At 40.8% G+C, this 22,143-nt stretch carries 20 protein-coding genes and 1 pseudogene; 6 read left to right on the forward strand and 15 right to left on the reverse strand.

The features are described 5' to 3' along the window. Positions 1-165: 165 nt before the first annotated feature. Both ACZ5Q7_RS01405 and ACZ5Q7_RS01410 read right to left on the reverse strand, forming a co-directional pair. On the reverse strand, positions 166-705 hold the full coding sequence (locus ACZ5Q7_RS01405; protein WP_343754324.1) for a cupin domain-containing protein: 540 nt from the start codon (positions 703-705) through the stop codon (positions 166-168). A gap of 448 nt (positions 706-1,153) precedes the next feature. Beyond that, the gene (locus ACZ5Q7_RS01410; protein ID WP_343754326.1) at positions 1,154-1,930 is read right to left on the reverse strand and encodes an IclR family transcriptional regulator; all 777 of its coding nucleotides are present in this window, start codon (positions 1,928-1,930) and stop codon (positions 1,154-1,156) included. Positions 1,931-2,338: 408 nt separating this feature from the next. Here ACZ5Q7_RS01410 and ACZ5Q7_RS01415 point away from each other — a divergent pair, with 408 nt between their 5' ends. Both ACZ5Q7_RS01415 and ACZ5Q7_RS01420 read left to right on the forward strand, forming a co-directional pair. Further along, positions 2,339-3,802 carry a transposase gene (locus tag ACZ5Q7_RS01415; protein WP_464433010.1) on the forward strand — a complete coding sequence of 488 codons (1,464 nt, stop codon included), beginning with the start codon at positions 2,339-2,341 and terminating at the stop codon, positions 3,800-3,802. A gap of 607 nt (positions 3,803-4,409) precedes the next feature. Next, positions 4,410-5,771: an SGNH/GDSL hydrolase family protein gene (locus tag ACZ5Q7_RS01420; RefSeq protein WP_343752475.1), complete on the forward strand. Its 1,362-nt coding sequence runs from the start codon at positions 4,410-4,412 to the stop codon at positions 5,769-5,771. 474 nt (positions 5,772-6,245) lie between these two features. Here the strand turns inward: ACZ5Q7_RS01420 and ACZ5Q7_RS01425 are convergent, their stop codons facing one another. The 3 genes from ACZ5Q7_RS01425 to ACZ5Q7_RS01435 all read right to left on the reverse strand — a co-directional run bounded on the left by ACZ5Q7_RS01425 (position 6,246) and on the right by ACZ5Q7_RS01435 (position 7,283). After that, positions 6,246-6,788 carry a GNAT family N-acetyltransferase gene (locus tag ACZ5Q7_RS01425; protein ID WP_343752476.1) on the reverse strand — a complete coding sequence of 181 codons (543 nt, stop codon included), beginning with the start codon at positions 6,786-6,788 and terminating at the stop codon, positions 6,246-6,248. Then, entirely contained in the window at positions 6,770-6,961 is a 192-nt protein-coding gene (locus tag ACZ5Q7_RS01430) for a hypothetical protein (RefSeq protein WP_343752477.1), read from the reverse strand. Before ACZ5Q7_RS01430 ends, ACZ5Q7_RS01425 begins: the two co-directional genes overlap by 19 nt. 172 nt (positions 6,962-7,133) lie before the next feature. Continuing rightward, positions 7,134-7,283 (reverse strand): DUF4357 domain-containing protein, encoded by a 150-nt coding sequence (locus ACZ5Q7_RS01435; RefSeq protein WP_464433013.1) that lies wholly within the window; start codon positions 7,281-7,283, stop codon positions 7,134-7,136. A 216-nt stretch (positions 7,284-7,499) separates the two neighbouring features. Here ACZ5Q7_RS01435 and ACZ5Q7_RS01440 point away from each other — a divergent pair, with 216 nt between their 5' ends. The 3 genes from ACZ5Q7_RS01440 (at position 7,500) to ACZ5Q7_RS01450 (ending at position 10,290) form a co-directional block, all read left to right on the forward strand. Next, on the forward strand, positions 7,500-8,147 hold the full coding sequence (locus ACZ5Q7_RS01440) for a YczE/YyaS/YitT family protein (protein ID WP_343752478.1): 648 nt from the start codon (positions 7,500-7,502) through the stop codon (positions 8,145-8,147). Positions 8,148-8,361: 214 nt separating this feature from the next. After that, positions 8,362-9,786 carry an aldehyde dehydrogenase family protein gene (locus tag ACZ5Q7_RS01445; protein WP_343752479.1) on the forward strand — a complete coding sequence of 475 codons (1,425 nt, stop codon included), beginning with the start codon at positions 8,362-8,364 and terminating at the stop codon, positions 9,784-9,786. 114 nt (positions 9,787-9,900) lie between these two features. Further along, entirely contained in the window at positions 9,901-10,290 is a 390-nt protein-coding gene (locus ACZ5Q7_RS01450) for a hypothetical protein (protein ID WP_343752480.1), read from the forward strand. A gap of 141 nt (positions 10,291-10,431) precedes the next feature. On the opposite strand, the gene ltrA (ACZ5Q7_RS01455) is transcribed toward ACZ5Q7_RS01450, so the two are convergent. The 4 genes from ltrA (ACZ5Q7_RS01455) to ACZ5Q7_RS01470 all read right to left on the reverse strand — a co-directional run bounded on the left by ltrA (ACZ5Q7_RS01455) (position 10,432) and on the right by ACZ5Q7_RS01470 (position 13,826). Next, positions 10,432-11,760 carry a group II intron reverse transcriptase/maturase gene (gene ltrA / locus ACZ5Q7_RS01455; protein WP_464433016.1) on the reverse strand — a complete coding sequence of 443 codons (1,329 nt, stop codon included), beginning with the start codon at positions 11,758-11,760 and terminating at the stop codon, positions 10,432-10,434. A gap of 957 nt (positions 11,761-12,717) precedes the next feature. After that, complete coding sequence (locus ACZ5Q7_RS01460) at positions 12,718-12,888, reverse strand: hypothetical protein (protein WP_343751076.1); 171 nt, start codon at positions 12,886-12,888, stop codon at positions 12,718-12,720. Between the two features lie 73 nt (positions 12,889-12,961). After that, positions 12,962-13,708 carry a hypothetical protein gene (locus ACZ5Q7_RS01465; RefSeq protein WP_343751075.1) on the reverse strand — a complete coding sequence of 249 codons (747 nt, stop codon included), beginning with the start codon at positions 13,706-13,708 and terminating at the stop codon, positions 12,962-12,964. Beyond that, positions 13,695-13,826: a hypothetical protein gene (locus ACZ5Q7_RS01470; protein ID WP_343751074.1), complete on the reverse strand. Its 132-nt coding sequence runs from the start codon at positions 13,824-13,826 to the stop codon at positions 13,695-13,697. The genes ACZ5Q7_RS01465 and ACZ5Q7_RS01470 overlap by 14 nt, the downstream gene beginning before the upstream one ends. A gap of 900 nt (positions 13,827-14,726) precedes the next feature. Between ACZ5Q7_RS01470 and ltrA (ACZ5Q7_RS01475) the strand changes: the two genes are divergently transcribed. Next, positions 14,727-16,181, forward strand: coding sequence for a group II intron reverse transcriptase/maturase (ltrA, locus tag ACZ5Q7_RS01475; RefSeq protein ID WP_464432767.1), 1,455 nt, complete (start codon positions 14,727-14,729; stop codon positions 16,179-16,181). Positions 16,182-16,346: 165 nt separating this feature from the next. On the opposite strand, the gene ACZ5Q7_RS01480 is transcribed toward ltrA (ACZ5Q7_RS01475), so the two are convergent. The 6 genes and pseudogenes from ACZ5Q7_RS01480 to betB form a co-directional block, all read right to left on the reverse strand. Then, positions 16,347-17,543, reverse strand: coding sequence for a site-2 protease family protein (locus ACZ5Q7_RS01480; protein ID WP_343751021.1), 1,197 nt, complete (start codon positions 17,541-17,543; stop codon positions 16,347-16,349). Between the two features lie 800 nt (positions 17,544-18,343). Then, a pseudogene (locus tag ACZ5Q7_RS01485) lies at positions 18,344-18,436 on the reverse strand (YfiT family bacillithiol transferase); the annotation flags it as partial. Positions 18,437-18,683: 247 nt separating this feature from the next. Then, positions 18,684-19,592 carry a glycine betaine ABC transporter substrate-binding protein gene (locus tag ACZ5Q7_RS01490; RefSeq protein WP_343751022.1) on the reverse strand — a complete coding sequence of 303 codons (909 nt, stop codon included), beginning with the start codon at positions 19,590-19,592 and terminating at the stop codon, positions 18,684-18,686. Positions 19,593-19,721: 129 nt separating this feature from the next. Next, a complete protein-coding gene (locus tag ACZ5Q7_RS01495; protein ID WP_425542336.1) occupies positions 19,722-20,045 on the reverse strand; it encodes an oxidoreductase C-terminal domain-containing protein in 324 nt (107 codons plus the stop codon). A 109-nt stretch (positions 20,046-20,154) separates the two neighbouring features. Continuing rightward, on the reverse strand, positions 20,155-20,355 hold the full coding sequence (locus tag ACZ5Q7_RS01500; RefSeq protein WP_425542337.1) for a hypothetical protein: 201 nt from the start codon (positions 20,353-20,355) through the stop codon (positions 20,155-20,157). A gap of 299 nt (positions 20,356-20,654) precedes the next feature. After that, the gene (gene betB / locus ACZ5Q7_RS01505) at positions 20,655-22,118 is read right to left on the reverse strand and encodes a betaine-aldehyde dehydrogenase (RefSeq protein WP_343751023.1); all 1,464 of its coding nucleotides are present in this window, start codon (positions 22,116-22,118) and stop codon (positions 20,655-20,657) included. Positions 22,119-22,143 lie beyond the last annotated feature (25 nt).

Consider the following 22,143-nt stretch of genomic DNA (forward strand, 5'->3'; position numbering starts at 1 on the left):
TGTTTCTACGTTTTTATAATAGAGCGCAGGCGGAAATCGCTTACAAATTAATTAGGTTTAACCTGATTTTTTATAGGTAAGCATTTACTACTTATTGATGTCTTCTAAATTTATAGTAAACGCTTACCTTCACACTAAATATACCAATAAAATATATTCTACTTGTTAACTATCCTTTTCTTCGCGTTCAGCAACTATATGGGATTTACCTGGTGCTTCAGGAGATTCACGGAACCATGTTCCCATTTTAGAGACAACTGGAACATCTTGAATTGTGAAAAAAAGAGCCTGTTCAGTCTCTGATGTATTACAATGCTCATGCTCAGTCCAAGGCGGTGCGATAAAAGCATCTCCAGCTTCCCATTCTATTTTTTCTCCATCAATAATGGAATAACCCTCTCCTTTTACAATAATAGACAAGGCTGTATTGGTATGCCGATGTGGCTTATTGTGTTCACCCGGTTCAAATACCTGAGCAACCATGTTCATAGTGGGTGATACTCCATAAGAATCTCCTGTATCTTGATTCACTAAAGCAATGGTTCCACGACCACCACCTCCACCGCCACTTAAAAAGTTTTCAGACAACGCTTCCTGTAACTCTGACTCAACGTCTCTCCATTTCCAAATCTGAGGACGTACAAAAGGTTGTTTTACTTTTTCCAAAAATTCCTTATAGCTCATCATGTCGCTTCTACTACTCATTATTATTTCCTCCTTTGTTTAATCATCATTAACCGTTAAGTACACTATTATTATACCTAAGTATAATTAAAGTGTATTAATTAGATTATAACTACGCTGATTTTATTTTTCAAGTGTCTATTTAAATTTTCTTAATGCTTTTTATTGTATGGAAAAAGCTATTTACAAAGTTCAATACAAAAATAAGCTAATCAATGTATTTTATTTTAAACACGTTGTTTTTAACAGGATAAATGTAAGCGTAAAAAATCCCCATCTATAAACAAGATGGGGATTCAATGTATGCAGCCAGGCTTTGCTTCCAATCGCATAAGATTTGTGATTGTTCAGCACGGTTATTATTAACCTCCAAACGTAAGCGTCAAAATAAACATCAAAGTAAGCATCAAATAAATTCCATATGCTAATGCAGGTGTAACTTATTTGATACTTACTTTATTTCTATATCTTAACTATATTGTAAATCTTGTGATAGCCCTGATGTAAGTTCCTTTAATTTTTGAACATCTTTTGAATGTGCCTCAGTATTTATACTTTCTGAAAAACCTATAATAGATATTGCGGCTATAATATGCTCTGAATTATCAAAAACAGGACATGTAATAGCTGCACCGCCAGGTATTCCTTCATGAATCGTATCTCTAAAAGAGTAACCATTTTCCCTTATGTCTTCAAGTTCTTTTTTTATCTCTTTCCTATCTAGGTCATAATGTTGTGCTTCACTATCTATTAAATCCTCCACCTCTGAGGAGTCAAGAAAAGCTGCGAAACATTTGCCTGTGGAGCTTTTATATAAAGGAGGTCGATATCCAACCTGAATACCAACGCTTATTGGTCTATCGCTTGGTTCAGATTTAACAACTACTGGACCTGTCTGTGTCCATACATTTAAAGCTGAGGATTGATTTAATTCTCTTTTTATTTCTTTTAAATATGGTTCTGACAGTTCTATTATATCGTATCTTTGTAACGAATGTAATCCGAATTCTATTAGTTTAGGACCAAAACTATATGTATGATCTTTTTCATTTTGAACTAATGCGCCCAATCTTAAAAAACTAATGACATATTTTTGCACTCTGCTTTTAGACATATTTGTCGCATGTGAAATTTCGGACAGCGTTAAAGGTTGAGAGCTCTCTTTAATTGTATCAAGGATAAAAAAAGCATGCTCCACAGACTGAATACCTTGTATGGTACTCTTCGATTCGTCATTTAAGTTCATTTTTTCACTCCTTTGGTGATTTTCGATAATATTTGTTTCGTTTTTTTAAACAATAATTAAAAATCTCAAATGTTTTATTTCTGATGAAAGGTCGCAATTTTCCAATTGATGATAATGTCTAAAAGAATGATGAAATGTTTAAAAGGCGTTTTTGGGTAATGTTTAAATTTGATTGACTACTTGTCGCTTATCATTATTAAGTGATAAAGATTTGTTCCGCGCTCTTTTTATACTCAGAATTCGTACGGATTACTAGATCAATCTTATCAGATTATGCCTAGTTCTGTTGACTGATTTATTTAAATGACAACCTCTAAAAGTCCGGTGAAAAAGTCAAATTGTACTAGGAATTTCATTGCTTTATGTCGAATATAGTCTATAGAACACTTATAAAAGGGTGATTCATTTATGCATTCGCCAAAGCAAAATCACATTCAACCTAACATGTTTCAATATATTGATATGGAGGATCTCGTTCCCGGACACCATATCCTGAGAAGGGTGAAAGATGCTATTGACTTTTCAGCTGTCCACGATCGGGTGAAACCTCTCTACTCCGAAAAGACAGGCCGGCCATCTACGAATGCTGAATTGGTCGTGCGGCTGGTTGTACTTGAGTATCTATTTAATCATTCGGAACGGGAACTGTTTGAAACGCTCCCCATGCATGCAGGCTACCTGTGGTTTTGCGGCCTTGATTTTGAGTCTTCACTTCCTGATCGAACAACACTTGTTAAAACAAGAGCACTTTGGCGTCGCCACGGTATTTTTGATGATATCATGATGCATGTCGTTAATCAGTGCATTGCTTCCGGCCTTGTTCGTCCTAACGTTCATGCCGGTGTGGATGGCACACAAGTGCGTGCAAACGCGTCCATTCATAGTCTGGAAGACATAGAGCTGGCCCCGGTTCAAACCATTGAAGATTATCTGGAAGATAAAAAGCAACGTGATGAAGCATCTTTGAGCCAACCAGGCAATCCGGACAGCAATGATGATCAAACGCCTCAGTCGCCGAAACCAAAGAAACATCACCAATCGGATCACCTTCAGGAAAGTGCCAGCCATGAGGACTTTCATGGTAAAACATTTTCCAATCAAACCCACCGTAGTACAACAGACCCTGATGCCCGTCTGTACAAAAAGAGCAAAGGACAGGAGGCCTGTCCGCGTTACCTTGTGCACAACCTGGCAGATGTTGAGTCAGGCGTTATTTTAAAGACCAATGCAAGCATTGCTTCCGGTAAAGCGGAAAGAGAAATAAGCCAACAACAGCTGGCAGCTGTTCGTTTTCAGCACCCGCAGATCCATATTCGGACGTTATCGGGTGACAAGGCCTATGGCACACCAGCATATTTGGCCTATCTATTTTCTCAAGGCATCATTCCTTTGATTTCTTTGCGAGACCATGAATTGGAAGAGACCCCGACTTGGCAGAGGAAAACCCATAACCCTGAGCACCAAAGAAAACGGCAGGAAAAGGTCAATAACGTCAAGGCCAAAAATCAAGCAAAGCAAATCCAGATTGACGGCAAATACCAGAACATCCAAAACAAGCGTGTCCAGTGTGAACATGGCTTCGCTGAAGCCAAGACAGTGCATGGGCTGGATCGTGCCAGAAGCAGAGAACTCGACTGCATGCAGGAGCAGGCACTCTGTACCGCCATCGTTCAGAATCTAAAGAAGTTAAGCCGGTTCAAAGGAAAAAGACCCGGGACCGGTGTTTCAGCATGCGCTGAAACGAAAAAACGGAATGAAAAAAACCACAACAATCACTTTATTTCCCTTATATTTAAGGGAATCCGAGAAAAATTCGTGTCTTTGATTACATCTTCGATGGATAGAAAATATAGTTTTTCACCGGTCTTCTAAGTCCTGTCAGAACACCCGTTTTCCCTTCAACCATTCATCTTTTTTATGTTTATCATAAAAAAACTGATAAATAGTTATTCGGTTTTATGATAATTTTTGCTGTCAATAAGATGAACCATTTCAAAATCATGAAGCATAAGTGTACTAAAGTCATTGCTCATACGCTGCTCCGAATCTTTAGTCTGCTCTATATTAAGGAATCTGCTGGATTCACGTACAAAATATGCATACCCTCCATTTAGCACTCTCTTGAATCAGTACATCATTGGTCGTGTCGATAGTGTCAAACACAAAAAAATAACCACCCTGTAAGCCTGGTAAGCAACTAGGTGGTTATTCTCCTTGTTGTGAGCCGCCCCCTTGAAGGGCTATTACGCTCGACCGTTTGGAGTTGACGCACCAATCGGTCCTTTTAGTATATGATTTTCCACTGATATTATAACCTATTTTAGGATTATTTTAAACACACATGATGATAAACCAAATCGGCTTTATTCGACAAATTTCGGGAAGTGACAGGCACCCCAAAAAGAATAAAATAAGCAGATGGACGCAAAATATACATAGTCTTCGTTTTGAAGTAACCTTAAAAACTAAAATCAGGAGCATGCAGAAAAAATATTTAGTAACATTACTATTGACGCTTCTTTTCGTTATGGCCGTTCCCCCCAAGGTCATGGCGGCACAACCAGCGGAAGGGTTTCATCCCGCTGACAAAATGTACATAAAAGCGGATACTGAGCACTACTGGAAAGGCCGTTATTCCAACGGGCGGATCTTCTCTGAGTACATTGCGAATAAATTAGCTGGTGATTATGATAATTTGACCAATTATGCTGTTGGCGGAGCCTTTACTGGTGTTATGACAGGCACTAAGGGTGAAGCGGATGAACGTTCCAACTGGTCGTCTTGGTTGAAAGGCTGGGGTGGCGTACAACAAACCAAAAGATTTCTTGAGGATGTGGATGGGCAAGCAGATCCCGAAGCTCTCTATATTATCAGCGTCGGTGGAAATGATACTTATGCCGTCGAGGAACTAGGAGCTGAACGTGCGGCAAAGCTTTCTAGCGACTATGCTCGTGATATGGTTCAGAACCTTGTAGAAGGTGGCGCCAAATATATCTTGCTGCCGAACCGTTTTATGGACGAGCGTACTAATTTGACAAGTTTTGAGGACATGAGAAACAAACAGGTCGTTCAAAAGATTGAAGACTATCTCGCTTCAGAAACCATTCCTGACGATGTAGAGGTTATCTACGGGCATAATCAGCGACTGCGTGCCAATATTGAGAAACAGGGTCATGAAAAATTCGGGTATAAAAGCATGGGCTTCTATATGGTTTCTGACTGGGTTCCAGCCTATGGATACGGCTTAGCCTCTGAAGATAACAGCGACATCTTCCCTACCAACGATGCGGAAGACATCTATGGCGGTTATGACAATTACTCAACCGACAGCAAATATTATAAGCCTGAAACATCTGGTTGGGAACCGAATGATTTCTACACTTATGACGAATACCATCTATCCGGCAGAAGCCAAAAACACATGGCGACGTACCTCTTAAATTCCGACATTGACACAGATGATGGGGTATTCAAAAAGGTCTATAACGGTAAAGTTAGCAATTTTGCTCAAGCGATTGATGATAACACCATTCCGTCTGAATATACCACGGTCTACACTTTCGGCGAGAGTAGTATAGACTCCGGCCGAGCTTTAAAAGTGACTACTGAGCTTGTGGAAAACCGGGGTGAACCAAAACAATCGTCATACAACGTGAAACCAGGTGACAACCTCTGGACCATCGTAAAAAATAATTACGACGGCAACCTAACCAATGCACGGATTATGCAGGGAGTTCAGGCTATTTACCAATCTAACCGAGATAAAATTCAGAACCCAGACCTCATATATCCAAAACAAACATTTACACTGCCAACGATGAGCGATCCTACGAACAAATGAATGAGACGGTGCCTAGTAACTGGTGCCTGGCACGAACACAATTCTGAATTGTTAGTAACTGGTGCCTGGCACGCACACAATTCAGAATTGTTTATGTGCCTGGCACAAAGCTATGGGGACAATCCCCGATATTCCTAAAATTTCGGTTTCACGGACAAATATGTTTTCGGGGAACTGGTTTAGATACTTTAAAGTACGGATAAATTTATGTACAAGAAGAGCGGCTGACCAACAAGTTAAGTAATACTTTAGAAAAAAAGTAACCTATCCTAACCTTTGGTCGAGGTAGAGGACGGTTACTTTTTTCTGTTCATGACAAATATTAAGACTCCTATCAAAACCAAATTTGATGTGAGTGCAATCTAAAAGAAACGGTCATTTGACAAAATTCGGAAAGTTACAGTAGTCCGTACCTCTTATACTAGGACATAGAAAAAAGCAGAAAAAATCGCAAAAGCATCCGGCAAACCAACACTATTTTATGTCATCAATTTTAATAGCCATTATCTGGAATTCATTGTTCCTCTTTACTTTCCTGAAATTGTATTTTTGAAAGAAGCCAATGGAATCTTCAAATGCTTCTAAAACGACAAAACTGGCTCCTATATAATTTGATATGTATACACATGTATCTAAAGCAAGCATTAGCAAAAGTTCACCCAGTCTCTGACTTCTATATTTCTCATCTATACCAAAATAATGCAGTCTAATAGCCGGGAAAGCTTGACTATCCATGGCGGTAGCAACGTCCTTCCAACCTTCTTTATCTCGCTTAGAACTGACAAGGTTAACGTAATCTGTGAATAAACTATAGAATCCAATTAAATCATTATCATAAAAATATAAATGTGTTCTACATGCATTAGATTCTTCTAACCGCAGAGCATCTTCTCTTAAGAACGTTTCCACATTAGGTTGATCAGAACAATAAAAAAGGTCAACATTCTCTATAAATTGATTAGAGAGGCTTGCTGACCTAATCTTATCAGTATTAATATTTAACGTGTTTCCGGCCAATGTTTGTTCATCCTACTTTTAATTTCTCTTGCTTCTTTTATTTTTTTTCTCATTTCAACCATGCTAGGCTGATCAACTGTACTTTTATCATGTGCCCAGTTAATAAATTGCTCTCGCTCTTTTTCATCATCAAATTTAATATCCATGGGAGTAACTTCTGCTACTTTTGGCATTTTTATTCGTCCCCCTTCGCAACATAAACTCACCTCCATTAGAGTCTATGCCGGATTCTAATTTCATTATACCTTTATTCACTCTTTTTTTCAATCATTCATGTTGCATAATCACGGGTCGGTGCCTGACTTTGATATTACTTAGCACCCGGGGCATAGAGCCGTGATATTCCTACTTATTTAACACCTCTTTTAGAGTCTCACCATTAGTAAGCTTCCAAGCAATTAAACCATTTGAACTTCTTTCTATTAATAATGAAGAAGCGGTTGATGGACTTGAAAATGTGATGTTTTCTTGTGAGATATAGTAATTTCCTTGCATTTTTAATATCTCTTTATCAATGGGACATTTGGTGCCTGGCACGCACACAATTCAGAATTGTTTATGTGCCAGGCACCAAGCTAATTCAGGAACGAACTTCCCATCTTAATTCGACAAAATTCGGGAAGTGACAGGCACTAGAAGTATGGACAAGAGTCGTAAACATCTGTTATAACTAGATTTATTGACTATACGATGAGTGAAAGAAGGATGGAAATGAAGGGAGATTTAGGTTTTCGGTGGCTTTTCTTTTTTACAGGTCTCTTGGTCATGGGACTTGGCGTTGCGCTGACTATCAAAGGAAAGTGGTTCGGTGTCGGATCCTGGGACGTGCTGCACGTAGGCTTGTTTAAACAGCTTGGGTTATCGATTGGGCTCTGGTCCATTATTATGGGCATCCTTATTGTTACGAGTGCCTCTATTGGTTTGCGTAAGTGGCCTCAAATCGGCACCTTTGCCAATTTAGCTTTTGTCGGTTTATTTATCGATTTGTTTAATTGGATCATACCAGATCCTCATATGTTGTTACTGAAATTTATCGCCTTTATTCTTGGCGTTATACTTTTGGCAATCGGCTGTGGTATCTATATTTCGGCGGATTTAGGGGCAGGCCCGCGCGATACGTTAATGCTTCTGTTATCGGAAAAGCTGAATTGGAGCATCACATTCTCGCGAACCTTTATGGAGGTTGTTGTGGCTATCATAGGTGTCTTATTAGGCGGGCCAATTGGCATCGGAACCGTAATCATTGCCTTTGCACTTGGGCCAATCATCCAAATTTCTCTCCGATACAGCCAAAAAATCCTTCATAACATAATCAGTAAAAAAGAACCCGCCAAGTACTATGCACACGAACAATTCTGAATTGTTTATGTGCCTGGCACGCACACAATTCAGAATTGTCTAGGTGCCTGGCACTCGCACAATTCTGAATTTTGACACTTGATATCCCTCTCTCCTCAACTGAGCTCTGAGATTGTGAGATGGATTAAATGAATGCTAGAATACTACCGTAATGTATTTTCCATGATAATAGATTGATATGGAACGGCATGTTACCGGAAAGGGGATCCTATTTATGCGAGATAATTTGAAGCAATATATTAATGGTGAATGGATTGAATCGACTGACTCTCAAACGATGGAGGTCATTAACCCTGCGACAGAGGAAGTTATGGGCCATATCAGCGCTGGTACAAAAGAAGACTTGGATAAGGCCGTTAAAGCAGCGCGGAAGGCTTTCCCTTCATTTGCCCAGACATCCCGTCAGTATCGAATTGATTTATTAGAGACGATTGCTGATGAGTATGCCAAACGCAAAGATGAGTTGATCGAAGTCATGACCGAAGAGCTCGGTGCGCCGCTTAAAGTCTCGGAAAATGTCCACTATATGATGGGCTATTCCCATTTTAAACAGGCAGCCGAGGAACTGCGGAATTTCTCCTTCAGTGAAAAACGCGAGAAATCAACCATCATGAAAGAGCCTATTGGCGTCAGCGGACTTATTACACCATGGAATTTCCCAACGAACCAGACGTCAACTAAAATCGCAAGTGCATTTGCAGCTGGCAGCACCGTTGTCTTAAAACCGGCGGAAGTCACGCCTTATGCCGCGATGATTCTTGCTGAGATCTTTGAAGCAGCCGGCCTGCCAAAAGGCGTCTTCAATCTGGTTAATGGCACAGGTGAAGACGTTGGCAATGCCATCAGTTCACATCCGGATATCGATTTTGTCTCGTATACAGGCTCAGGCATCGCCGGTAGCAAAGTGATGGAAAATGCCGCGAAAGATATCAAGAAAGTCGCGCTCGAATTAGGCGGCAAATCACCGCTGATTGTGCTGGATGACGCTGATGTTAAACAAGCAGCCGAGATCGCGGTATCCAATATCACGTTGAATACCGGGCAAGTCTGCACAGCCGCCACCCGCGTGTTTGTTCCGAAAAACATGAAAGCATCATTCGAAGCGGAAATGAAAGAACAGGTTGCCCAATTGGCCGTTGGTGATCCGCAACAGGACAATCAAATGGGTCCGCTTGTCGCGAAAAAACAACAGGATCGCGTCCAAAGCTATATCCAGAAAGGCATCGATGAAGACGCAACGCTTCTAATAGGCGGCGTCGGCAAACCTGAAGGCGTGAACAAGGGCTACTTCGCCAAACCTACCGTCTTCACAGATGTGCGCAATGACATGGCCATTGCTCAGGATGAAATCTTTGGCCCGGTTACAACCATCATCACCTATGATTCGCTTGATGAAGCCATCGAAATGGCAAACGACACCGTTTATGGCCTAGCTGGTTATGTTGTCGGCAAAGATCCGGACGCTTTGAGAAAAGCAGCCACCAGCATCCGCGCCGGACTCATCAAAGTCAATGCCGCACCATCTGACTACTCGGCACCATTCGGCGGCTTCAAGCAATCCGGCATCGGCCGCGAATGGGGCGACTTTGGCATCGAAGAATACCTGGAACCTAAAGCGATCATGGGCATGCCGGATTAAAGAACGTAGAAACCGCAGATGCGGCCGCATCTGCGGTTTTTTAGGTGCCTGGCACGCACACAATTCTGAATTGTTTATGTGCCAGGCACCTAATACAAGAGGGGGGAATAAATCATGGGGACATCGATTCAAGACAATTATGTTTACTGCGTATGGCCAGATTTTGTGCTTCCACTCGGTAAAAGCGGGAAGGACCTGGTCAATTATTTTAAAGGAAACTATGATATAAATATTAACTATCTTGAAGCCGCCAAAACATTGCCTGGAACAGCCTCGAAAAAGGGAAGGATCGATCAGATTTTCAGTGTGCAAAAAGACAGCATCGATACATTCGATCAAATTAAATCCGGGATAGGAGCGCTGTATGCAAAAGAGATCGTACGTAACAAAGCGCACTATATCTATAACGAGCGCGTATTTTTAAGTTACTTTAAACGATTAGAGGATGAGTTGATTAAAGCGGGAGAACTATCGAAAGACGATGCCTATCAAACACTTTTCTAACCCAATTCTGGAAGTGCCTCGGCGGTGTAGGGTGTAAGGTCAAGTAGGAGTGAACCTCTCTGCCTAACGGCTGATTGTGTATCACTCCCCTCTCAGAACCATGCGAGCGGTTTTCCCGCACACGGCTCCACCTATCATTCTTCACAGAATGTAACTAATATGATCTCGAAGTTGGTATATATTAACTTTCACTGTTGGTCTTGGAAGTGGAAATTTCTTTAGAAATAAAACGAATTTCTCCCATGTAAAAGACTTCTTCTGGCTTCTTCGATTGAGCCATTTAAAGAGTAACGTTCTTATATTGTCACGAAACAAATCAACTGTTGGTGAATTGTCTGTAATACAATAATAATTATAGTATCCTATAAGTGACTTTCGAATTCTATCCATGATAAATTCGGCACCTTCGGTTCTGTTTTCTTTTAGCCATTTCTTAGTTTGACGCAACTTCGCTCTCATCTTCTTGTTGTCAGTTTTCCGTTTAACTCTGAACTTGCCTTTCTGACTTTGGCTGCAGTAATGCGTAAAGCCCAGAAAATTAAATGTCGGGGGTTTCCTATTTCCATTCCGCCTACTGTTCTTTTCCGCAAATCTGCCAAAGGGAATAATGTTCGTCTTGTCCTCTGCAACTTCAAGGTTAAACGTCGCCAATCTCTGTTTGAGGCCTTCATAGAACTTATACGCGTCCTGCTGATATTGAAAACAGCACACAAAATCGTCCGCATAGCGGACGAGGTACGCTTGTCCTTTACATTCTTTACGTACTTTACGCTCAAACCATAAGTCCAGGACATAATGGAGATAAACATTTGCCAGAATAGGCGAGACAACACCACCCTGTGGTGTGCCAAACTCCTCCTTATATCGCTTGGTTTCCTCCATGTATCCGGCTTTTAAGAATCTGGCTACGAGCCTCAGTATACTGGGATCTTTAATTCGATGTTCCAGAAATGCCAGCATCCAATCATGATCCACATTGTCAAAGAATCCTTTAATATCTACATCTACAATGTAGTTCGTGTACCTCTGTTCAATGTAGACATTAAGAATCTTCAAGGCATCATGACAATTTCTTTTGGGTCTAAAGCCAAAGGAGCAGTCGAGGAAATCATTTTCATAGATTGTGTTAAGAATTTTAGCCAACCCCCGCTGCACGATTTTATCCTCGTGCTCCGGTATTCCCAATGGGCGTTTCTTCCTTGAACCAGCTTTATCAATATAGGTTCGTCTGACCGGTTGGGGACGATAGCTTTTCTTCTTCATTCTACGAACGAGGTTCTCGACATTGTGATTTAATTCTTCACCGTAGCCTTCCTTTGTAACCCCCATAATACCTGAAGCTTTATTGCCGGGTAATTCATGGTGGCATTGCTTTAAAGACTCATCATCCAACAGATGCGCCAGTGATGTGAATTGCATCCTGGGATGAGATCTAGCTAATTCCGCTATTCTCGATAGTTTTGTTTCCATTATAATTCCCTACCTCCGCGTGTAGATAATGTTTCCCTAGCAAGAAAATGATAGGGGGCTTACCTTTCCTCCACCGGAATTACCCGGCTTCAACGGTACTATGCAGCCCTCCGACTTCCTATCAGGCATTTGGTTTCCTCACTTTGTATCGCTTGTACACCATACTCCCTGCTTCCGCAGGAAGACCCAATAGGACCTCCCGGGTTGCCGTAGCATATCCATGTCTAGCGTGCCGTGGTCACCGACCCCGGAAAGGTCTTAATAAGCTCGCCTATACCGCTTATCAAGATGTTGCATTCTGGACAGGCAAGACCATCTGCCCTTTCATTGGGTATTTCGGGGCTCAATCCCTTCAACTGTCGTTTACGGCCCACCAGCTAACTGTTTACGCTTAATGATGAAAGTTACCTTTCACCATCCAAAACTTGTTACGAGCGAGTGGCTAACTCTTACTCGGCGGGCATCCCACCCGCTATATGCTACGACCTAAGCCCGGTCGCTCTGCCTGGCACCAACACAATTCTGAATTGTTTATGTGCCAGGCACCTAACACAGGACTTTAAAGTGACAACTGAGCTTGTAGAAAACCGGGGTTAAACCGAAACAATCGTCATACAACGTGAAGCCAGGTGACAACCTCTGGACCATCGTAAAAAATAATTACAATGGGGCCTAACCAATGCAAGGAAAATGAAAGTAGTAATTTTCGATACATTGCATACATATGTATTAAGTGATTTGACATACTATTAAAAGTCACGATTGGAGAGATATCAATTGAGTCAATTAAAAACGAAGGAAGCTCTGATTCGACACTACCACGAGCTTAAAAATGCTGAATTACCAAAAATAACGCCCCCTTATATACGCTCGCCTAAAAGGTCGATAAAGAGGAGAAATAAAATACAGATTTTAATCTTTCGAGGATAACTTGAGATTGGATTGTCACGCCAAAAACTAAATTTTTGTCTTACGAGAGCGATACAAACGTGTTCTTCGCGACATCTTAGGAGCCTTAACATGAATCTTTTGTTTACCCTTCTGTTTATAATGATTTCTTAAACGCTGCTGAATATCTGTTGTTGTTTGCTTTGAATTTCTAGTTTCTTGCCTAGCCAGTTCAGACATAGTAAACCCCTCCTTGCCCGCTATTATAGCATGGAATCATTTCCACTCAAAATGGAGCAGCCATCCTCTCTATTTATTCCCTTATAAAATATAAATGCTGTACTATTATATCGCCATATTTCATTAACATTTTAATAGCCTCAGCATCATACTCATCAAATTCATAATCCTTGTCCGACCTAAATATTAGAACTAATTCTTTATCGTTAGTCACCATCTTCTTCGTTATACCAATTAAAAGCGTTCTGTCTCCAACTAAGCGGTTTTGAAAACTAACATCTTGATCATGCCGATTCATATACTTTAAAAGCTGTCGTTCTGAATGGGAGAAACGAATCTCTTTCAGTGAAAATATCTTATATGACAAGTCTCGGTTAAAGCTTTCAGTAAAATATTCCCGATAATGATCACAAAGAACTTCCAATACTTCCATATAGGAGATATTAACTTGCTCAATAAATTGTCCGATAAGTATATCATGACTTCCCAGAATTTCGGATAAGTAGTGAACTTGTCCAACCTTTATTTCTTTATGTTCACGCGCTTCAAACTCGACCTCAAGATTAAATGCCTTCATTCTCCGTGTATGTGTTAATGAAATAGTTGTCACGATTAATAATCCTAAAAAGAATACCAATAAAAAATGGACAATCCCCAAGAAAAAAGGACTAATAACAACATCCATAATCCCATATATATTGTTATCGTGCTGCGATTCATACATTCTATATGACCAAACACCTACCACACCGGCAAAGAAAAGTGTCAATAGCATTCCTGAAAAATAAATCGATTCTTTGTAATGTTCAATCCAATTCATCAGCCGCTGTATCCAAATTAACCTTTCCATCGATTATCACCTCCAATCTCATTTGCACATACGTACTCCAGTTATGTTTACTGGCCCATTGCTGAATCATTTTCTGCTGTTCTTCCATCAATTGACGCTGCTCGGATACGGTTGCTTCCGCTTTTATATGTTCCTCACCATGAGCGAAACAACCGATGCGGAATAGCGCGGATCACGAAATTGCTGAATTTAATAATTTTCATTCATCAGTTATTAATTAATATAATCTACATTTCATTAAAAGTCAAGAACATTTGTTCGTAATTGAAATTACTAACACTGCCTTTTAAGAGCCTAAAACAGTAAAAATTCTATTTTGCCGAAATGCGACTAAGATAAATACAAAAATAACAAATAGGAACTGGGAAAATGTCAATTTGACTAAACGTAACGTTACATTTTTCTTATCCTCAAAAAAAGCCGTACATCATAAAATACCGCCAGTAAAAAAAGTGTCATGCTGAACTTCTACATGACACTTTTTCTTTTCCCTATTCGATTGTTGTCGTGAAGGAACACTTAGATATTGGCGGTGCTTTATTTAAAGCGGATAAACTTCGACAAAACCCGCTCAGGGACAGTGGAGTAACTAGTGCCAGTAACTAGTGCCTGGCAGAGCGACCGGGCTTAGGTCGTAACATATAGTGGGTGGGATGCCCGCCGAGTAAGAGTTAGCCACTCGCTCGTAGCAAGTTTTGGATGATGGAAGGTAACTTCCATCATTAAGCGTAAACTGTTAGCTAGTGGGCCGTAAACGACGGTTGAAGGGATTGAGCCCCGAAATACTCAATGAAAGGGCAGATGGTTTTGCCAGTCCAGAATGCAACATCTTGATAAGTGAAATAGGCGAGCTTATTAAGACCTTTCCGGGGTCGGTGACCACGGCACGCTAGACATGGATATGTTACGGCAACCCGGGAGGTCCTATCGGGTCTTCCTGCGGAAGCAGGGAGTATGGCGTACAAGCGATACAAAGTGAGGAAACCAAATGTCTGATAGGAAGTCGGAGGGCTACATAGTACCGTTGAAGCCGGGTAATTCCGGTGGAGGAAAGGTAAGCCCCCTATCATTTCTTATTAGGGACACATTATCTACACACAGAGGTGGAATTATAATGGAAACAAAACTATCGAGAATAGCGGAATTAGCTAGATCTCACCCCAGGATGCAATTCACATCACTGGCGCATTTGTTGGATGAGGAGTCTTTAAAGCAATGCCACTATGAATTACCCGGCAATAAAGCTGCAGGTATTATGGGGGTTACAAAGGAAGACTACGGTGAAGAATTGAATGATAATGTCGAGAACCTCGTTCATAGAATGAAGAAGAAAAGCTATCGCCCCCAACCGGTCAGACGAACCTATATTGATAAAGCTGGTTCAAGGAAGAAACGCCCATTGGGGATACCGGAGCACGAGGATAAAATCGTGCAGCGGGGGTTGGCTAAAATTCTTAACACAATCTATGAAAATGATTTCCTCGACTGCTCCTTTGGCTTTAGACCCAAAAGAAATTGTCATGATGCCTTGAAGATTCTTAATGTCTACATTGAACAGAGGTACACGAACTACATTGTAGATGTAGATATTAAAGGATTCTTTGACAATGTGGATCATGATTGGATGCTGGCATTTCTGGAACATCGAATTAAAGATCCCAGTATACTGAGGCTCGTAGCCAGATTCTTAAAGGCCGGATACATGGAGGAAACCAAGCGATATAAGGAGGAGTTTGGCACACCACAGGGTGGTGTTGTCTCGCCTATTCTGGCAAATGTTTATCTCCATTATGTCCTGGACTTATGGTTTGAGCGTAAAGTACGTAAAGAATGTAAAGGACAAGCGTACCTCGTCCGCTATGCGGACGATTTTGTGTGCTGTTTTCAATATCAGCAGGACGCGTATAAGTTCTTTGAAGGCCTCAAACAGAGATTGGCGAAATTTAACCTTGAAGTTGCAGAGGACAAGACGAACATTATTCCCTTTGGCAGATTTGCGGAAAAGAACAGTAGGCGGAATGGAAATAGGAAACCCCCGACGTTTAATTTTCTGGGTTTCACGCATTACTGCAGCCAAAGTCAGAAAGGCAAGTTCAGAGTTAAACGGAAAACTGACAACAAGAAGATGAGAGCGAAGTTGCGTCAAACTAAGAAATGGCTAAAAGAAAACAGAACCGAAGGTGCCGAATTTATCATGGATAGAATTCGAAAGTCACTTATAGGATACTATAATTATTATTGTATTACAGACAATTCGCCAACGGTTGATTTGTTTCGTGACAATATAAGAACGTTACTCTTTAAATGGCTCAATCGAAGAAGCCAGAAGAAGTCTTTTACATGGGAGAAATTCGTTTTATTTCTAAAGAAATTTCCACTTCCAAGACCAACTGTGAAAGTGAATATATACCAACTTAGAGATCATATTAGTTACATTCTGTGAAGATGATAGGTGGAGCCGTGTGCGGGAAAACCGCTCGCATGGTTCTGAGAGGGGAGTGATACACAATCAGCCGTTAGGCTGAGAGGTTCACTCCTACTTGACCCAACACAATTCTGAATTGTTTATGTGCCTGGCACCCGATATTCCCGATATCCCCGCACCCTACTAAAGACCCGCTGGCTGATTGGCATCTAAAATGGTAATTGCAAAAACAAGGATTATGGCGAGCAATATAGCTAAAGATAGGTATAGAAAGAGGGATTTAACTTTTGTCCCTACCGACGTTTGGTAGTATGTTTTCATTCGTTCAATCTCTTCCCTGATCTCCAAACGTCTGTTTTCATTTTTGTGGTAAATGGTTTCTGCTACTGACGCAAAATGACCATCAGAATCTGTTTCCAGTGTATCCTCTCTCATGTTCATTTCATTTAAAATACCTCGCAAAATGTCTTTCTCCGCCTTGTTCTTTTCAATTTCTGTACGCTTCTTTTCCTGTATAATCGGAAAAGTGAAACCTGTATTGTTTTGAAGATAACGATTAATTTGGTCTTTTCGCTCTTTTATTTTGACAAATAAGGACGTGAACTGGTTTGCAATGATCGTTTGTTCGGAATGATCTATATCGTTTGATTTGTCCGTATTGTTTTCCATAAAGAATTGAAAGTCTTCATTTATTTGCGTTATAACATTTTCTTCATGCTTCATGACTTCCATGTCTCTACGCTTTTTGAATTGTTTCCACCAGGTGACCGTACCAAAAATAACGATTAAAATGAGTATCGGGTCTGGTGAGATAAATAGAATGGGAAGCAGAACTAGCAGCCCAACTAACCAAATGTTCGGTGATAAAACACTAACAATCCGTCCACCATCGAGCGGGGATACGGGAAATAGGTTAAATAAATTAATAAGAGCACCGAGCTGAATCACAAGAGCCCAATAAGGATTACCTGTTGTCATATAAAGGGCGACTGCTGGAAGTATGGATAGTAATCCAGCTAAAGGACCACCATAAGCCACAAAAAATTCTGTTTTGGCACTCTCGATTTTTTTCGGGTCTATCCCAATGGCAGCTCCAAGAAATGGGATGAAAACCGCGGGACTTGTTGGAATATTTTTCATTTTGGCCGCTACAAGGTGTCCCATCTCGTGAATAAATATTAAGTAAACAAGTGCGGCTGCAAATTTCCATCCATAAAACATAGCATATGCCCAAAGTGATACAAACATCGAAGCTAGCGTAGCAAATTTCCCTACTTTCAATAAGGCTAGTAGCCATTTAGCTTTGGTTAACAAAAAAGCTCCAATGACGCCCAGCCATCCCCAATAACTTTTACTTGTATCTTGTTTAGCAGTTGCCATTATAATCCCCCACTCATTGTTGCTTTCATCTATATTAACCAGTTTAACATATAGCATCGGTATTGGTGCCTGGCACGCGCACAATTCTGAATTGTTTTGGTGCCAAGCACTTGATCTTCTTGATATTGGCACTTGATATTCTACCGGCGTCCATCTTTTAATAAATCCTCATTCGACATAATTTGGCAAAATTCGGGAAGTGACAGGCACGTGAACTACTAGAAGATTTTGAAAAGACTTCAATCGGTTTTGGTTTACAATTGTCAAGAGTATGGTATTATAAAATTAAAGTATGCATAAGATAAGCATAACGGATCGCACCCCATCAAGAGGGTGGCTCCATTAGAAGTGACAGACCTCCCGGGGAGCTGCTAACTCAGGGGAGGTCTATTTATTGTTACGACTGGACAACAGGTAAACAAGTACCCGAAAGAAATCATCAGGGATAACACTTGGTAAACGTCACCACAGGCATCACCCCCTTTCACAGGGGATAGCCACCCTCCCTTGAGTAGTCGATCCGCTATGCTCGTTTATATATAACACAAATAAATGATGCGAACTATTGTTCTTCAAACATTCCTTGCTCAAAAATCACCGGAAGCATAATTCCTGATTTTTTAATTCGAGGTTATCCTTTACTTCTGCCAAATATTTTGCGGTTTGCTGATAAGTGTCAAAAGATCCCTATATGTAACCAGATGAGGTTTTTGACGTTATATTCGCAAGTGCTTGTCAGTTCATTTTTTTGAACGTGATCAGTCTCTCTGGGCTATTTTTGCCGATGCATAATCACTATATCATTCCGACAATGCAATTTTTATATGAGCCAGGTGGTGCTCTTCATGCCAGGCCAGTTTTGCCACTTTTTTTGCCACTGTTATCTCGGTGTTATTCTCCAGGGTAAACCCGATCTACAGGAATTTAGGACACTTTTATTAAAATAACGTTTAACTCGCTATATGTATATCATAAATTTTCTGTTGTTCAAATGTAGTAAGCGTTAAATAATTCTCCCCGCAATTGTCAAAGCTCCAACATGCATAAGACGGCAGGCTCCAGAACTGATATATTATTCATATTTTATGGAAAAATAAAAAACTACCCAGATCATCCAACCCGGGTAGTTTTCATGATAACTTATTTGATTGGTAATTCTTCTATGCTATCAATATCCATGTATTCCGGAACAACAAATCCTTGCTTTGCTCCCTCTAAGTTAGGACCTAAATCTACAATTTCATCTTTATATTCCTCGAAATACTCAGCTGAACCTGAAGGGAGCCAGGCCATTAACATGCCATCAATTTCACCGTCAGCAAGCGACTGCCATGCAACACCCATGTCTACCACCTTTAACTCAACATCATAACCTAATTCTTCCATAGCTATCCTGACTACATTTATTGAAGCGGCTGCGGACGACCAATTAACATAGGCAAGCTCCACACTCTCATCTTCTACTGGTTCGATATCCTCTTTCCAACCGTCTACTTTACCCCGATTATTTTCAACCCACTCCTTAGCCACATCTTTCGCTTCAACGTCATCATTTTTCGTTTCTGATAAAATTTCATTCATATCTTCTGGATTCCATTTAAAGTTGTCCAGGAATTCATAAGCAGAAGCCTTTTCGTCCTCAAGACCCTCTCTCACCAATGTATGGATTTTTTCGGCTTCACCTAAATGGCCTTCAGGGTCATCTAAAAACTTCAAATCATATTCTTCAAATGCCCAGTGTGGCTGCCAGAGTGTTACAACAATCGGTTCTTCATTTTCAATAGCTTCATCTAAAGTCGCCAACATGGGGCCTTCAGAACTGGGTGTTAAATCAAGGTCTAAGTCATAACCTTCAACAGCATTTTCAGCTATATCCATGGTTCCCGAACCTGGATCAATTCCTACAATTTCCTCAAGGTTAGCTGCATCATTTTTTGCATCGTTTGTATCATTACTTTCTGCTTCACCAGACTCCTCTTGACAACCAGCCAGTATAACGATAGCACTGATACTGATAAGAACAAACCATTTTTTTGAAAGTAATTTCATTTTCTTTATTACCATCCTTTCTATAAATTGTATTGTGGTCTATTTACCATTGATTTTTCACACAAGGTTCCGCTTTAATATTCTAAAAATTTGAAGTCTGGCATATACTGATCTAACTAGTGTGTGTTTTCAGGCTAAGGAACGCTGAATTTTTTTCAAAGATAGATTGTCATCTGCTAAATTGTTTGGGTCTACGAGGGTTTGGTTTTTAATCATTCTTCTAACAGGCAAAGCATTTTTGGCCTGATTAGAAATGAAAACTGCCTGAATCATATTTTGATCATCTAAATAAAAATAAGTGAACGTGTTTGATTCCATCGATCCGCGCTGAACAATCTTAGACCATGTCTTGGCATGTCCAAAGTATTGAAAATGACTTCCATATTGATCTGACCAAAAGTATGGTGTATACGTATAAGGCGACGACTGCGAATAAATGATGTTCTTTGTCACTGTCTTAGCATGATTGACGGCATCATCCTAATGTTCGGCATGGATTGGCCCTGAATGGTATCAATCCCCCGCCGAATAAATGTCAGCGATCGATGTTTCACCATATTCGTTAACAGTATAACCATCTTCCATTTCTAATTGCGGGTGAGTCAGCTCCAATAAAACCCGCTCCTATAGTAATGGCTTCTTTCACATGTTGCATATGTCGCTTAATGGCTATGGCATCTGCCATCCTGCATAAATAAAAAATGCCTTTAAGGTGATCACCTTCTATGGATAATGTCCTTAACTTTAATCCTGTCGCGATCATAAGCTTATCCCACTCATAATAAGAGTCATCTTTTTTCGTGATGGTTTTGAACCGGATTTATGTCTGTTACCTCTTCACCGAGCTTTAAGTCTATGTTCATATCTTCATAGAACTCGTGATTGCGTAATAAAACATCCGAATCATCCGTCTCCCCAGTCATTCATTGCTTTGACAAAGGAGGGACGATCATAAGGCAGCTGATTGTCGCGGTCCATCAAGACAATCCGGCCTTCATGGTTTCATTTTATTTGTTACTTATCCTTATCTGCCAAAGACCGATAGTCTATGTTTTTAAAAAATTAAAACCAATCGATAGGAGCAGGACGCAAGTTACGATAAACATGCTTGGTTTCCTGGTATTCCTCAAGTCCTTTTTTGCCAAGCTCACGGCCAATTCCTGACTGTTTATAACCACCCCATGGCGCTTGCGGGAAGTAAAGGTTCACATCATTTATCCAAACAGTCCCCATTCGCATCTTGGCAGCACAGCGTTCAGCTTTGGCAATATCGTTCGTGAAAACACCACCGGCAAGACCGTAAATTGAATCGTTAGCAAGGCGGACCGATTCTTCCTCAGTTGAGAATTTCTCCACCGTAATAACTGGGCCAAATCCTTCGTCCTGCACAACGCTCATATCCGTCGTGCAATCAGTCAGTACTGTCGGTAAATAGAAGAATCCATCTTGCAGCTGCGAGTCATCAGGTTTTTGTCCGCCGACTGCAACCGTGGCGCCTTCCTTCTTGCCGTTTTCGACATAATTGGCTACTTTAGCTAAATGTTCCTTAGAAATAAGCGGACCCATTTGGGTTGATTCCTCAAAACCGCTGCCAAGCTTAATATCCTTAACCCGGTCAATGAGCGCATTAACAAAATCATCATGAATGCTCTCTTCTACGATTAGACGGGTTCCTGCTGAACAGATTTGTCCAGCATGGAAGAATACCGCATTCATCGCTTGATCAACCGCCGTGTCAAAATCAGCATCTGCAAAAATAATATTTGGGTTTTTACCCCCCAGTTCCAATGCCACATTTTTCACATTGGAACTCGCGGCCTGCATAATCCGTTTACCTGTTTCAATACCGCCCGTGAACGAAATAAGATCCACTTTATCATTAACGGAAAGCTCATCACCTACAGAGTCTCCAGGGCCAAGAACCAGATTGACAACGCCCATTGGGATACCGGATTCTTCCATAAGTTCAAATACTTTAATAGAAGTCAGTGGTGTCATTTCGCTTGGCTTCATGACAAGTGTGTTGCCAGCTGCCAGTGCTGGCGCCAATTTCCATGAAGCCTGAAGCAATGGGTAGTTCCATGGCGTTATTTGTCCGCAAACACCAACAGGTTCGTGAACCGCCCTGCTTGTTGAGTCAGGAATAGGTGAATCGATAATGTCGCCGCCATCCTTGTCGGCTATATCAGCAAAGTAACGGAAAACACCAGCGATATCATCCATATCCTCGCGGCTTTCTATTATTGTTTTACCCGTGTCTAATGATTCAAGTTCTGCTAGTTCTTCATGATCACGTTCAATCAATTCCGCAATTTCATGGACTTTCTTGCCACGGTCATGAGCCGGCCAATGGGGCCATTCACCATGGTCAAAGGCCCCTCGAGCAGCATCAATTGCGAATTTTGCCTCTTCCCTGCTGCCTTCCGCTGCTGTTGCAATGGATTCTTGATTGTAAGGATTAATAATGTCCCGCGTCTCACCAGAGTTCGCCTCAATCCACTTACCATTAATGAATATCTTTTTCATATGTCACCTCATAAATCATCAAAAG

The organism is Lentibacillus halophilus, from assembly GCF_055395055.1.